We start from the raw sequence: 13,266 nt of genomic DNA on the forward strand, positions 1-13,266 counted from the left end.
ACCCCACCCAACCCCACCCCACCCCACCCCACCCCACCCCACCCCACCCCACCCCTCCCCCTCCGACCAGTAGCTGCAACGCCATTGCACCTGGTCAGAGGGCGTACGACCGTTGTAGCCGCAATGGAATCGGTGTGCCACGGTAGCCCCATGGCAGGCAACCGCACTCCTTCGCAACGCCCTGGCCACACCCACCCGCACAGCCACGGCCACGCTCATCCCAGGCACCCCGGTGGCGACCACGGCGACGATCCCACCCACCCCATAGACGTCGGCCACCACGACCATGGTCACGGCCCCGGCGACGACCCCGGCCTCCCCGTAGTCGCCAGCCACCAAGGCCATGGTCACGGCCCCGGCGACGACCCCGGCCACCCCGGCCCCGGCAACAACCCCAACCACCCCGTAAACGCCAGCCACCACGGCCACCACGGCCACGGTCATGGCCCCGGCCACCCGCACGCCAGGCTGTCACCCCAGTCCGGGCGCTGGGGGCGAGTGCGGCACCGGGTCGGGCATCTCCTCATGCCGCACAGTCACGCGGCCGCGGACAAGGTTGACGCCGTGATGGAGACCTCCCGGGAGGGCATGCGCACGCTGTGGCTCTCGCTAGGGATCCTCGGGCTGACCGGGGTGGTGCAGGCGGTCGTCGTCGTGCTGTCGGGCTCGGTGGCACTGCTCGGCGACACCCTGCACAACGCCGCGGACGCCCTGACCGCTGTGCCCCTCGGCATTGCCTTCGTGCTCGGCCGTCGAGCGGCGAACCGCCGCTACACCTACGGCTACGGCCGGGCCGAGGACCTCGCCGGTATCGCCATCGTTCTCACCATCGCCGCCTCCTCCCTCCTGGCCGCTTACGAGGCCATTGATCGCTTGCTGCACCCCCGGGACGTGACCCACCTAGGGGCGGTGGCCGTGGCCGCCGTCGTCGGGTTCCTGGGCAACGAGTGGGTGGCCCGCTACCGCATCCGCACCGGCCGCAAGATCGGTTCCGCGGCCCTGGTCGCCGACGGGCTGCACGCCCGCACCGACGGTTTCACCTCCCTCGCCGTACTCCTCGGTGCCGGCGGCGCAGCTCTCGGCTGGCGCCTTGCCGACCCCCTCATCGGTCTGCTGATCACCGCCGCGATCCTCGTCGTCCTGCGCGACGCGGCCCGCGAGGTCTACCGGCGGCTGATGGACTCCGTTGACCCCGAACTCCTCGACATGGCGGAGACCGCGCTGCGCACGGTGCCCGGGGTCCGTGGCGTGGGCCAGGTCCGCATGCGCTGGATCGGTCACACGCTGCGGGCCGAGGCCGACATCGTCGTCGACGCCCAGCTGACCGTGGTGCAGGCCCACGCGCTCGCCGTCGCCGCCGAGCACGCACTCATCCACGCCGTCCCCCGGCTCACCGCCGCGACCGTCCACACCGATCACACGACGGAGGGGACCGGGATCACCGACCCGCACGCCGCCCTCGCCCATCACGCGACGGGCTGAGAGGAGGACGGCGGCGTTGCGGGGGCCTTTGCGGGGGCCGTTGTGGCCCAGAGCCCCTGGCAATACGAACCTGGGCCTTCCCGCCGCGAAGATCGCCTCCCCCCTGCGTCCCTCCCCCCTGCGTCTCTCCTCCCCGCGTCTCTCCGTCCTGCATCCCCCCGTCCTGCGGCCCTGCTTCGTGCTCCCTGGGTCTCTGCTTTCTTGATTTCTTGGGTTTCCTGCTTGCTTCGGTGTTGCCTTACCTCCTGCTTGCTGTCCTTCGGGCTCTGCTGGTCAGGCGTTCTGGTGCTTGGTGGAGAGGTAGCGCTGGGCGAAGTCGAGTTCCAGGCGGACCTGCTTGATGCGTTCCTCGACGACGAGGGAGCCGTGGCCCGCGTCGTAGCGGTAGACCTCGTGCGGGTGGCTGCGCTGTTCCAGGCGCTGGACGTAGTTCTCCACCTGACGGATCGGGCAGCGTGGGTCGTTGACGCCGGCGGAGATGTAGACCGGGGCCTGCACCGCGTCCACGTACGTCAGCGGGGACGATGCCTTGAAGCGCTCCGGGACCTCCTCGGGGGTGCCGCCCAGGAGGGTCCGGTCCATCGCCTTGAGGGCTTCCATCTCGTCGTTGTATGCCGTGACGTAGTCCGCCACCGGTACCGCCGCCAGGCCCAGTGCCCAGGCCTCCGGCTGGGTGCCGAGGCCGAGCAGGGTGAGGTAGCCGCCCCAGGAGCCGCCGGCCAGGACCAGCTGCTCCGGGTCCGCCAGGCCGGAGGTGACCGCCCACTCGCGCACCGCGGCGATGTCCTCGAGCTCGATCAGCCCGACGCGGTGCTTGAGCGCGTCCGTCCAGGCACGGCCGTAGCCCGTCGAGCCGCGGTAATTGACGCGTACGACCGCGAAGCCGTGGTCGACCCACGCCGCCGGGGAGGAGGCGAAGGAATCGCTGTCGTGCCAGGTCGGGCCGCCGTGGATGTCGAACACCGTCGGGAAGGGGCCGTCACCCGCGGGCTGCTGCACCAGGGCGTGGATACGGCCGCCGGGGCCGTCCACCCAGACGTCCCGCACCGGGACCGACCCGGGCGCCTTCGTGCCGGGCGGGTCCAGGACGACCGCACCGCTCGTCGAGCGCACCTCCGGGGGCTGCGCGGCCGACGACCACAGGAACTCGACGGTGCCGTCGGGCCGTGCCGTCGAGCCCGAGACCGTGCCGGCCGGGGTCTCGACCCGGGTCAGTATCGCGCCCGTCGGCTCTTCGCCGAGGTCGTAGCGCCACAGCTCGCTCCGTGCCTGGTACTCGTGCTCCACCAGCAGGGCCGAGCCGTCCGGGTACCAGTCGGCGCCGACGTCTCCCGGGAGGTCGATCTCCAGGGCCGTCTCCTTGCCGGTCAGCGGGTCCCAGATCATCGGCTCCCAGCGGCCCCGGCGCTGATGCCCGACCAGCAGCCGGGAGTCACCGTCCACCGGTGCGAAGCCCAGCACGGCCAGGCCCAGTTCCTCGGTGCCGCCGTTGGTGTCGTCCAGCTCGGCGACGGTGGAGCCGTCGGGGCGGACGACGCGGATCGCGGAGTGCATCGCGTCGCCGTGCTCGGTGTGCTCGACGGCGATCAGTGAGCCGTCGTGCGAGAGATCGCCGACGCCCGCCGACTCGCGGTGGCGGTAGATCTCCACCGGGGGCTCTCCCGGGCGGACGACATGGATGGTCGAACCGTCGTCGTCCGTGGAGCGGCCGACGATCGCGGTCCCGTCGCGGCCGATGGCCAGACCTCCCGGGTAGGAGGGGGCGAGCCCCGGGGTGGCCGGCTCGTCCGGACCGCCGGCGAACGGCTGACGCATCCAGACGCCGAACTCGTCCCCGTCGGTGTCCGAGAACCACCAGACCCATTCGCCGTCCGGCGAGAGCGTCCCGTCCGTCGTGCCGTTCGGCCGGTCCGTGGCCTGCCGCTGGGCGCCGGTCGCCCGGTCCCAGGTGTAGAGCTCGAAGGTGCCGGTGGCGTTCGAGACGAACAGGGAGCGGTCCGGGGCGTCCTCGGCCCAGTCCGGCAGCCCGATCCGCGGGGCACGGAAGCGCTTCTCCCAGTCGGGCATGTCGGTGTCGCGGGTGGTGGTGCCGGGCCTGGTGGCATCCGGGCCGCCGGTGTTCGCGGGCATGGCGGTGTCCGTTGTGTCCGCAGTGTCGGTTTTTGGCGAGCCGGCCGGGTCAGGTGTCGACGCGTCCGGACCCGTTATGGGGTTGGCCGAGTCCGTCGCCGTCCCGGAAGAGCGGTCGGGGCGGTCGGTGGCGGCCGAGGAAGGGGTCGGGTCGGGGGAGCGGTCGGGTCCGGTGGTCGTCTCGTCAGTCATGCGCCCATTCTGCGCCCGGCACCGGAAATGCGTTGGCGAGGGCCACAAGCCTGTGGATAACTTCGCGATATGCGAAAACACACCGGGCCCGACGACTGGCGGGAGACGAATCGCGCGAGGTGGGACGAGCGGGTAGCTATCCACACCGCGAGCGATTTTTATGACCAGGAGCGCTTCCGCCGGGTCCGGGACGTGCTCCGCGACTTCGAGGTAGCGGAGGTCGGAGACGTCACCGGCCGGTCCCTGCTCCACCTCCAGTGCCATTTCGGGCAGGACACGCTTTCCTGGGCGCACCGCGGCGCCGCCCGCGTCGTCGGCCTGGACTTCTCCGAACCGGCCGTGGAAGCCGCCCGTGAGCTCGCCGCCGAACTCGGCTACGGCCCGGACCGGGCGGCCTTCGTCGCCGCTGATGTCTACGACGCGGTCCAAGCCGTCCCCGACGCGTCGTACGACATCGTCTACACCGGCATCGGCGCCCTGAACTGGCTGCCGGACCTGGAGCGTTGGGCCGACACCGCCGCCTCGCTCGTCGCGCCCGGGGGCTTCCTCTACCTCGCCGAATTCCACCCGCTGGCCGACACCCTCGACGACGGGACCGGTGCGCGGATCGTCCACGACTACTTCAGCCGTGACGCCTGGATCGACGAAGTGCCCGGTACGTACGCGGACTTCGATGCGCCGACGGTCAACAACCGCAGTGTCGAATGGCAGCATCCGCTCGGCGACGTCGTCTCCGCACTGGCCGGCGCCGGACTGCGCATCGACTTCCTGCACGAGCACGACATGACCATGTTCCAGCGGTTCGCCGCACTCCGGCCTGGTGACGACGGGTACTACCGCTTCCCCGGCGACCACCCCCGCGTTCCCCTCATGTACTCGCTGCGGGCCAGCCGTCCTCGTTGAGGGGCGCCCCGCCTGGCCCGCTGTCTCTGCCGACAGCCCATAACGCGTGCGCGCGTGCCCTTGCGGTCCAGGGGCGGTGGCGTTCGTCCGTACCGCTGCGGCTAGGGTGTCGGACCGGTCCCGGCCGGCGGGCGACGACCAGCGGCGGACGCCAACCAACGGCCAACGACAGCCAACGGCGGATTATGACCAACGGCAGGCGACGGCCAACGGCCGACGCCAACGCGGAACATCGCAGTACATCTCAGAACAGTGCAGAACGTCTCAACGTCTCAGAACGATGCGGAACACCGCAGAACAACGGGGGATTGCCGTGCGGAAGCCGATACGTATCGCGGGTGCCGCGGGTCTCAGCGCGCTCATGCTGCTGGCCGTCGGATGTGGCGGGCCGGGTAAGGGCAAGGCGGCGCCGGGCGCGTCGGAGGCCGTGACGCCCGCCAAGCCGCTGCCGATGAAGGCCACGCCCCGCCAGGCCACCTGGACCGACTCCGACAACAAGGCGCACCCGCTGCGGATCACCCCGACGCGGCTGGCCCGCGGCTCGGACTCCGACCTCTCGCACATCCGGCTGGACGACGACCTGAAGGGGAGGGTGCCGTACTACCTCACCTTCTCCTACACGAACACCGGCAAGAAGACGGTGAAGAACCTGTCGCCGGAGCGGAACTTCTCCGTCAACGGCGCGGACGGCCAACCCGCCCAGCAGGTCTCGCTGTTCCAGTCCAACCCGTTGGCCACCAGCTCCGGACTGCCGCCCGAGTGCCGCGAGGCCGGTGCGTCGCAGCTCGCGGCCGGCGCCACGTCCGCGCTCTGCCAGATCTACATGCTCCCCAAGGGCCAGCCGCCGACCACCGTCTCCTACAAGGACGACAGCGGTGACACCCTCATCTGGAAGGTGGGCCAGGGCGGGGCCGAAGGCGCTGCGTCCAACGGGATCCTGCCCGCGGGCAAGCCGGCCGACGGCGTCACCGAGGACGCCGAGAAGCGGCCCGTCTCGCTGCGGATCACCCCCAAGAGCGTGCGCGCCGGCTCCATCGCCGACCTGGGACGCTTCGACCTGGACGCGGACCAGAAGAAGATGACCCCGTACTACGTGACGATGCAGTACCGGAACAGCGGCAAGTACGACCTGCTCCCCAGCATGAGCGACGGGGTGACGCTGCAGACCGCGGCCGGCCAGACCGTGCGGAAGATGGTGCTGATCGACATCGGTGGTCCCGGGGTGAGCCAGTGCCCCGAAGCGGTCCCCCACAAGATGGTGAAGCCGAACGGCACGGTGACCGAGTGCTCCATCCACCTGGTACCGAAGGGGGACACCCCGACAGCGGTGGTCTTCAACGGTGAGGGAGAGGGCTCGCACCAGGTCACCTGGCGGGCGTCGGTGCACGGCAAGTAGCGCATCGCATCGTGGAGATGGCGGGACGGACGGACGGCCGGTGGTCGGACGGCCGCCCCGCCTCCTTCATACGGACGGCCGGTGGTCGGACGGCCGCCCCGCCTCCTTCATACGGACGGCCGGTGGTCGGCCGGCCGCCCCTCCCACCGTCACATCGTGGGTTCTGCCCCCCTCCCCCCGAGGGCTCGCGTGCGTCTCAGCTCAGCCGCAGCGGCAAGGAGACCAGCCGCCAACTGCCCGGTGTCTGGGCCCGTTCCAGGCGTTCCGGTTCGACGGCCAGCGAGAGGGCGGGGAAGCGTGCGAGCAGCTTTCCGAAGGCGACCTCGCCCTCCTGTTTGGCCAGCGTCGCGCCGAGGCAGTAGTGCGGCCCGTGGCCGAACCCCACATGGTCCTCGGCGTGGCCCGCGGGATGGCGGGTCAGATCGAGGCGTTCCGGGTCGCTGTAGTGGCGGGGATCGTGGTTGGCCGACACCAGGATGAGCTGGACGGCGTCGCCCTTGAGGATCCGGGTGCCGGCGATCTCGACGTCCTCCGTGGCGTACCGCAGCTGTGTCATGTGCACCGGGCCGCACCACCGCATCAGCTCATGGACGGCCCGCGGGAGCAGGGCCGGGTCGCCCTTCAGGAGGCGCAGCTGGTCGGGGTGGGTGAGCAGCGCCGCCGTGCCGTTGCCTATCAGGTGGGCGGTGGTCTCGTGACCGGCCAGGACGAGGGTGAGGACCATGGTCACCATCTCGGCGTCACTCAGCCGGCTGCCGTCGTCGTCATGGGTGCGGATCAGCTCGCTGAGCAGGTCGTCGGTGAGCGCGCCGCGCCGTTCCCGGATCAGCTCGTGGATGTGGTCGATCATCGCGGGGAACGAGACGCTGAGCCGCTCCGGTTGGAGCGAAACGAGGTCGGCTCCCCATTGGCGCCATTGCGGACGGTCGGCTTCCGGTATGCCGACCAGTTCGCAGATGACCGTGATGGGCAGCGGGTACGCGAAGTGCTCGATCAGGTCGACGACGCCGTCCTCGCCGTCCTCGGCGTGCTCGGGGAGCCGGTCCAGCAGGGCGTCGGCTATCTCCTCGACGCGCGGCCGCAGATTGGTGATCTTGCGTGCGGTGAACGCGCGGGAGACGAGGCGGCGGAGCCGGGTGTGGTCCGGGGCGTCGTTGTTGAGGATCGATCCGAGCAGATAGTCGCGCAGGTGCTCGGGGAAGCCGAGCATGTCCAACAGCCGTACCGTGGGCGAGTCCTCGGGCCGGGCGCCCAGAGAGGAGGCGACCGGGTTGTTCACGAACCGCGGGTCGCGCAGGATCTGCCGGACCTCCTCGAAACGGGTCACGAACCATACGGGCGAGTCGTCCATGAACCGGCCACGGACCACCGGGCCCTGCTCGCGCAACTCCCCGTACCCACCGTAGGGGTCGCTGACCAGGGCGGGATCCATCACATGCGGCTCGCCCGGGTGTTTCCCGACGTGCGCGGTGAGCGGGGAGCGGGGTAATGCCGACATCTTTCGTTCTCCTCCGTTTGGGAGTGGGTGAGGCGGCCGAGGTGAGCCACCGGCCGCCGTCTCCGGCCGCCGTCACGTTCTCGCGGTGACGACGTACCTGCCGCTGGATCTCAGCGACGTGTCCGGTGCATGCGCGTACGCCTCAGCGCGGTGTGCGTGGCACGCGCGTACGCCTCGGTGACGTGTGCGTGGCACGCGCATGGGCCTCAGCGACGTATCTGGCGGTCCATCTCGCGGGCGCACAGGTCCGCCAACTGCTCGTAGAGGGCGATGACTTCGGGTACGGCCGAGGCGGCGGCCTCGGGTACGCGCTCGGGGGCGGTTTCCAGGGTGCTGCGGACCGTTCCGGCCAGGATCTCCGCGCGGGTCTCGGGGGTGTCGGGTGCCCGCTCGTAGAGCAGCGTCTCGGCGGTGAAGAACCCGGTGGCGATCGCCATCAGCGCGTACTGCTGGTGGCGCACCTCCGTGTCGGTGCGCACCAGACCGTGTTCCCGCAGCACCTCCAGGTGGCGCCGCAGGGTCCGGTCGGCCTCGGCGATCACCTCAGCGAGCTCCTTCTTGGCGTGGTCGTTGAGCCGGCCGAGGACATCGGAGTCGTCGGTGTAGAGGGCGCGCAGCACGGGTTCGTCCAGGAAGTCATGGAACCGCCCACGCATCATCCGGCTCGGCAGGACCTCCAGCGGATCCGCGCGAAGGCGCTCCAACTGCCGCTGCTGGCTGCGTGACTGCACCTTCAGCATGACGGCGAGGAGCAGCGCGTCCTTGGTCTTCCAGTGGAGGTAGACCGTCCCCTTGCCCACCTTGGCGCGCCGGGCGATCTCCTCGATCGTCACCCGCGCGTACCCCCAGGCGAGCAGCAACTCCTCCGCCGCCTCCAGGATCCGCTCCCCGCGCTCCGCCCGTTCCACGGCTTCTTCCTGCCTCCCCGTACGCCCTGATGGAGCCAGGCGCTGTCGCCGACCGTGACCTCGTGACCAGATTTCGAATCTGGTCACGGGGTCGAGGCTAGGGACGACGAGGCCCGAGCCGTAAGGCGCTTTCCGGACAGTCGGTGGGGTGGTGAGGTGGTCGGGCGGTGAGGTGGTGGGGGTGGTGGGGCGATGGGCGGGCCGCTACAGGAACAAGCCGAAGGCCGCGTCGAGCGACCAGGTCTGCCAGCTCAGCGCCAGGAGGCCGACCACCGAGATCAGCGCCATCATCAGGTTCTGGCCCTGTTCCGCCCAGTCGTGGATCATCAGTGCCAGGTAGAGCAGGTTGAGCACCGCGCCGGCGATCAGGGCCATCGGTGTCAGGAAGCCCGTGATCAGTCCCAGGCCGAGGGCCAGTTCGGCGTAGGCGACGACGTACGCCATCAGGCGGGGGTGCGGCTTCACGAAGCGGTCGAAGCTCTTGCGGACGGCCGGCCACCGGTGTTCGGCCGCGATACCGGCCGCCCAGTTAATGCCGCCGCCGGCGAACCAGGTCTTCTTGTCCTTGTGGCGCCAGCTCTCCAGCCACCACAGCCCGAGGCCGATCCGGAGGACCGCGAACCACTCGGCGCCGCTGAGCCAGATCGTGTGCATGTCCACGTCCATGTCCCCTGCCCCTGTTCCTGTCCCTGTCCGTGTCGTCCTTCGATGCGTCCGGCGCGAGCTGATGCAGCGTCAGATCGTTGTAGTGGATGCCGGTTCAGTGGGCAAGGGCTCATGGCGCAAGGGCTCGTGACGCAAGGGGGGACGCCCGGGGCCGCCCGCGGGCCGGGGAGTTGGCGGGCGCGCCTTGTCGTGGCAAGGGGGAGGTCATAGCCTCTGGAGCTGATGGGTCGTCAGATTCGGGCCCGTAGTGACTCACCGACGGGCAGTTGGGGGTACAGCGTGATCAGCAACGAGAGCGGCACGGCGGAGCTTCCCAAGGTCATCAGCGTGGACGATCACGTGATCGAGCCGGCGCACCTCTTCGAGACCTGGCTTCCGAAGAAGTACCAGGACAGGGGGCCGAAGCCGTTCACCGCGGGCATCGGTGAGCTGGAGTACGTGGGCGGGAAGTACCGGTTCACCACGGACCCGGACGGTCAGATCACGGACTGGTGGGAGTACGACGGGCAGATCTTCCCGTACAAGCGCATCATCGCGGCCGTGGGGTTCTCGCGGGACGAGATGACGCTGGACGGGATCACCCGGGAGCAGATGCGGCGCGGCTGCTGGGACCCCACGGCGCGGCTCGCGGACATGGACCTCAACCACGTCGAGGCGTCGCTCTGCTTCCCGACGTTCCCGCGATTTTGCGGGCAGACCTTCGCCGAGGCGCAGGACAAGGAGGTCGGGCTCGCCTGCGTCCGGGCGTACAACGACTGGATGGTGGAGGAGTGGTGCGGGGACAGCGGTGGCCGGCTGATTCCGCTGTGCCTCATCCCGTTGTGGGACGTCGGCCTCGCGGTCGCGGAGATCCGGCGCAACGCCGCCCGCGGGGTGCGGGCGGTGACCTTCAGCGAGATCCCCACGTACCTGGGACTGCCGTCGATCCACTCCGGGTACTGGGACCCGTTCTTCGCGGCGTGCGAGGAGACCGGGACGGTGGTGAACATGCACATCGGGTCGTCGTCGCAGATGCCGGCGGCCTCACCGGACGCGCCGCCCGCGGTCCAGGCCGCACTGTCCTTCAACAACGCGATGGCGTCGATGATGGACTTCCTGTTCAGCGGTGTGCTGGTGAAGTTCCCGCGGCTGAAACTCGCGTACAGCGAGGGCCAGATGGGCTGGATTCCGTACGCGCTGGAGCGCGCCGACGACGTCTGGGAGGAGCACCGGGCGTGGGGCGGGGTGAAGGGCCTGATCCCCGAGCCGCCCTCGTCGTACTACTACCGGCAAGTCTTCTGCTGCTTCTTCCGGGACAAGCACGGGGTCGAGGCGATCGAGACCGTGGGCGTCGACAATGCGACGTTCGAGACCGACTACCCCCATGTCGACTCGACCTGGCCGCACACCAAGCAGGTGGCGGCCGAGCATATGGCGGGGCTGTCGGACGAGGTGACGTACAAGCTCTTGCGCGGGAACGCGATCCGGATGCTGGAACTTCCCTTTGACCGGTGAGCAGGGCCGTGACCGGTGAGCAGGGCCGTGACCGGTGAGCGGGGCGGCGACCGGTGGGCCGGGCGGTGACCGGTGAGCAGGGCGGCGACCGGTGAGCAGGGGGATGAGGGCTTACGTCCAGCCGGCGGCCGTGGCGGCGGTGACGGCGTCGGCCTCGGCCGCCTCCGCCTCGGCGTTCAGCGGCTCACTGGCCCCCAGGCCGTCCCGCCCGGCGGCCCTTCCCGCCGCCAGGGAAGCCTTGAGGGCGGCGTCGTACGCGGCGTCGCAGAGCTGGTTGACGCCGTGGGAGCGGGCTATCTGGGCGGCGAGGACGGCGGCCGCGGCCGCGTTGCGTGCCTGACGGGCGTCCGCGGCGGGGTCCGAAGTGCCCTCGGCCAACGCGGCGACGGCGTCGGCGGACAAACGGAGGGCGTTGGCGGCCTTCGCGGAGGCCGCCGTCGGCACGGCCACCACGGAGCCCGGGTCGGCCGCGAAGCCGGCGAAGCGGCAGGCGGCGGCCGTACGGGCAAGGGCGCTGCGGGCGCGGGCGGCATGCCTCGCCCTGAGGGCGTCCCGCGAGGGGTTTCCGTCTCGTCGCACGTCTCCACCGGGCTCGGTCATTGCGGTCTCCTTGCCTGTCAGAGCGAGGGCGCTGGGTGGTCGGTCGGCAACCGCCGGCGGCCTCGAAACGGCGCCGGACACGGCCTTGGGCACGGCCTTGGACACGGCGTCGGGCGGGGCCGACCAACGGGTGCCGCGCAGGGTGGCACGCCGGGCGTCAACAGACCAGAGCCACGACGCCGGAACCCACCCCTCACCCGCCCCTCATCCGCCCCCGGCCGTCACCGCGCAGCCGTCATCCCCCAGCCGTCCCCCCAGACACCCCAGAGCCGTCACCCCGCAGCCGTCACCCCTCAGCCCTCGCCCCCCGGATAACGCCAGGTGAAATGCGCCAGTTCGCGTGCCCGGGCCTCGGCGACCGCCATCCGGGCATGGCGTTCCGCGGTGTCCGTATGGGAAGGCTGGCTGGTCGCCTGGCCGGGCCACTTGCGGTAGAGGAGGCCGACCTCCGAGGAGAACCAGCCGCGGCTGGTGGCGTTCAGGGCGAGCAGCAGACCGGTGTCCTCCGAGGCGGGGAGGGCCATCCAGCCGCCGAGGGCGAGGAGCAGATCGCGGCGCACGAAGAGGCTTGCCGGGTGGACCGGCGCACGGAAGTCGTGCGCCTTCCAGGAGTCGAGGACGGTGCCGCGCTCGATCGGGCCCGGCTCGGGGTCGCCCGGGAAACCGGCGGTCGAGCCGTCGGGGAGCAGATCGAGGACGCGGGACGTCGCCCAGCCGATGCTCCGGTCGCCCTCCAGGGCGGCCAGGTCACGGGCGAGTGCGCCGGGCGACAACTGGTCGTCGGCGTCCAGGACCTTGATGTACTCGCCCTCGGCGTGGGCCAGGGCGAGGGTGCGCGCGACACCGGGGCCGCCGGCCCGTCCCTGGCGGAAGGTCACCCGGGCGTCGTCGGGCACGTACGGAGCGACCTCGTCGGTGTGGCCGTCCTCCTGGATGACCCAGTGCCACTCCCACCCTTCGGGGAGTTCCTGCTCGCGCAGGGACTTGTAGGCCTCCGGGAGGAAAGGGGCCGAGGGGGCGTGGACGGCCGTGACGATGATGATGCGCCGGCGCACGGCACTCACCACCTTTCCAGGGGAGTGGTGAACAGCATTTCCGTGCGGTCGCCGGGCAGGACGACGTGCGAGACGTCCACGATCCGGTCCCGGGTGTCGATCGACGTCTTGCGGAGTACCAGCACCGAGGTCCCGGGCGGCAGCTCCAGCTCCTCCGCCTCCTCGGGTGTCGGCGGCCGGGCGGTGACCCGCTCCTCGATGCGGTCGACCTCGATGCCGACGGTGGCGAGCTGGGCCTGGGAGCCGCCCGGCCACGGCTCGTTGGCCGCGTCGAGCAGGTCCGGGTTCTCCGCGATCAGCTCGCGGACGAGGTAGGACGTCACCAGGCTGAAGGGGGCACTCTCGGCCGCGCACCGCGTCCGGTAGGAGCGGGCGAGGAGAGGGGTGCCCTCGGGGAGGCCGAACGCGGCCGCGAGGTCCCCGTCCGCAGGGGTCTCGCGGTACGCGGCGTGGAAGATCAGGTCGTCGACGTGCAGGCCGGTTTCGTGCTCGGTGGCGCCGGTCCGGGCCCGCTCCTCCAGGGGCCGGCGGGCGCGGTCCTTCTCCCACTGGTGGCGAAGATTGGTGCGTACGGTCGTGGTGCGGGGGCGCCGGACGAAGTTGCCGCGGCCGTGCTGTTTCTCGATGAGTCCCTCGTCGCGCAGGACCCGGAGCGCGTCCCGGACGGTCGGCACGCTGCGTCCGAACTCCTCGGCGAGCCTCGACTCGGCGGGGAGGCGGTCCCCGGGCCTCAGCCGGCCTGCGCGGATGGACTGCCGAAGCTGATCGGCGATGCGCTCGTACGCCGCTGCCATCGGTCTCACCGTCCCGTCGCTCGGTGCCCCGGCCGGCGGGCCGGTGGGGTGTCCGGTCGTACGGGCCGGCCGGACGACACCAGGTTACGACTCATAAAGAGGTGTTGACGACTTGAGGGGCCGAGCCGGGAATCGCAGGCATGAAAGC

At 70.8% G+C, this 13,266-nt stretch carries 11 protein-coding genes; 4 read left to right on the plus strand and 7 right to left on the minus strand.

Annotated features, from left to right (window positions below):
* Nucleotides 1–150: 150 nt before the first annotated feature.
* Complete coding sequence (locus ACFV1J_RS14180) at nt 151–1,482, plus strand: cation diffusion facilitator family transporter (RefSeq protein ID WP_385857626.1); 1,332 nt, start codon at nt 151–153, stop codon at nt 1,480–1,482.
* A 273-nt stretch (nt 1,483–1,755) separates the two neighbouring features.
* Here ACFV1J_RS14180 and ACFV1J_RS14185 read toward each other — a convergent pair whose 3' ends face one another.
* Nucleotides 1,756–3,549 carry a S9 family peptidase gene (locus ACFV1J_RS14185; protein WP_385857929.1) on the minus strand — a complete coding sequence of 598 codons (1,794 nt, stop codon included), beginning with the start codon at nt 3,547–3,549 and terminating at the stop codon, nt 1,756–1,758.
* A 324-nt stretch (nt 3,550–3,873) separates the two neighbouring features.
* Between ACFV1J_RS14185 and ACFV1J_RS14190 the strand changes: the two genes are divergently transcribed.
* Entirely contained in the window at nt 3,874–4,707 is an 834-nt protein-coding gene (locus ACFV1J_RS14190) for a class I SAM-dependent methyltransferase (RefSeq protein ID WP_385857627.1), read from the plus strand.
* Between the two features lie 313 nt (nt 4,708–5,020).
* Nucleotides 5,021–6,103 carry a hypothetical protein gene (locus tag ACFV1J_RS14195; protein WP_385857628.1) on the plus strand — a complete coding sequence of 361 codons (1,083 nt, stop codon included), beginning with the start codon at nt 5,021–5,023 and terminating at the stop codon, nt 6,101–6,103.
* A 196-nt stretch (nt 6,104–6,299) separates the two neighbouring features.
* On the opposite strand, the gene ACFV1J_RS14200 is transcribed toward ACFV1J_RS14195, so the two are convergent.
* The 3 genes from ACFV1J_RS14200 to ACFV1J_RS14210 all read right to left on the minus strand — a co-directional run bounded on the left by ACFV1J_RS14200 (nt 6,300) and on the right by ACFV1J_RS14210 (nt 9,163).
* Nucleotides 6,300–7,601 carry a cytochrome P450 gene (locus ACFV1J_RS14200; RefSeq protein ID WP_385857629.1) on the minus strand — a complete coding sequence of 434 codons (1,302 nt, stop codon included), beginning with the start codon at nt 7,599–7,601 and terminating at the stop codon, nt 6,300–6,302.
* Between the two features lie 206 nt (nt 7,602–7,807).
* A complete protein-coding gene (locus ACFV1J_RS14205; protein WP_385857630.1) occupies nt 7,808–8,509 on the minus strand; it encodes a TetR/AcrR family transcriptional regulator in 702 nt (233 codons plus the stop codon).
* Between the two features lie 204 nt (nt 8,510–8,713).
* Nucleotides 8,714–9,163: a DoxX family membrane protein gene (locus ACFV1J_RS14210; protein ID WP_385857931.1), complete on the minus strand. Its 450-nt coding sequence runs from the start codon at nt 9,161–9,163 to the stop codon at nt 8,714–8,716.
* A 291-nt stretch (nt 9,164–9,454) separates the two neighbouring features.
* Between ACFV1J_RS14210 and ACFV1J_RS14215 the strand changes: the two genes are divergently transcribed.
* Entirely contained in the window at nt 9,455–10,669 is a 1,215-nt protein-coding gene (locus ACFV1J_RS14215) for an amidohydrolase family protein (protein WP_385857631.1), read from the plus strand.
* A 111-nt stretch (nt 10,670–10,780) separates the two neighbouring features.
* Here the strand turns inward: ACFV1J_RS14215 and ACFV1J_RS14220 are convergent, their stop codons facing one another.
* The 3 genes from ACFV1J_RS14220 to ACFV1J_RS14230 all read right to left on the minus strand — a co-directional run bounded on the left by ACFV1J_RS14220 (nt 10,781) and on the right by ACFV1J_RS14230 (nt 13,118).
* The gene (locus ACFV1J_RS14220) at nt 10,781–11,269 is read right to left on the minus strand and encodes a hypothetical protein (protein ID WP_385857632.1); all 489 of its coding nucleotides are present in this window, start codon (nt 11,267–11,269) and stop codon (nt 10,781–10,783) included.
* Between the two features lie 293 nt (nt 11,270–11,562).
* Nucleotides 11,563–12,324, minus strand: a complete 762-nt coding sequence (locus ACFV1J_RS14225; protein ID WP_385857633.1) for a glycosyltransferase family 2 protein — start codon at nt 12,322–12,324, stop codon at nt 11,563–11,565.
* 5 nt (nt 12,325–12,329) lie between these two features.
* Nucleotides 12,330–13,118, minus strand: a complete 789-nt coding sequence (locus tag ACFV1J_RS14230) for a GntR family transcriptional regulator (RefSeq protein ID WP_385857634.1) — start codon at nt 13,116–13,118, stop codon at nt 12,330–12,332.
* Nucleotides 13,119–13,266: the final 148 nt, after the last annotated feature.

The organism is Streptomyces sp. NPDC059649, from assembly GCF_042734445.1.
Taxonomy (GTDB): Bacteria; Actinomycetota; Actinomycetes; order Streptomycetales; family Streptomycetaceae; genus Streptomyces.

Excerpts from the sequence above, each read along its gene's own strand:
- ACFV1J_RS14180 (WP_385857626.1), top strand. The coding sequence starts at position 151 with ATGGCAGGCAACCGCACTCCTTCGCAACGCCCTGGCCACACCCACCCG.
- ACFV1J_RS14185 (WP_385857929.1), bottom strand. The coding sequence starts at position 3,549 with ATGCCCGACTGGGAGAAGCGCTTCCGTGCCCCGCGGATCGGGCTGCCG.
- ACFV1J_RS14190 (WP_385857627.1), top strand. The coding sequence starts at position 3,874 with ATGCGAAAACACACCGGGCCCGACGACTGGCGGGAGACGAATCGCGCG.
- ACFV1J_RS14200 (WP_385857629.1), bottom strand. The coding sequence starts at position 7,601 with ATGTCGGCATTACCCCGCTCCCCGCTCACCGCGCACGTCGGGAAACAC.
- ACFV1J_RS14210 (WP_385857931.1), bottom strand. The coding sequence starts at position 9,163 with ATGCACACGATCTGGCTCAGCGGCGCCGAGTGGTTCGCGGTCCTCCGG.
- ACFV1J_RS14220 (WP_385857632.1), bottom strand. The coding sequence starts at position 11,269 with ATGACCGAGCCCGGTGGAGACGTGCGACGAGACGGAAACCCCTCGCGG.
- ACFV1J_RS14230 (WP_385857634.1), bottom strand. The coding sequence starts at position 13,118 with ATGGCAGCGGCGTACGAGCGCATCGCCGATCAGCTTCGGCAGTCCATC.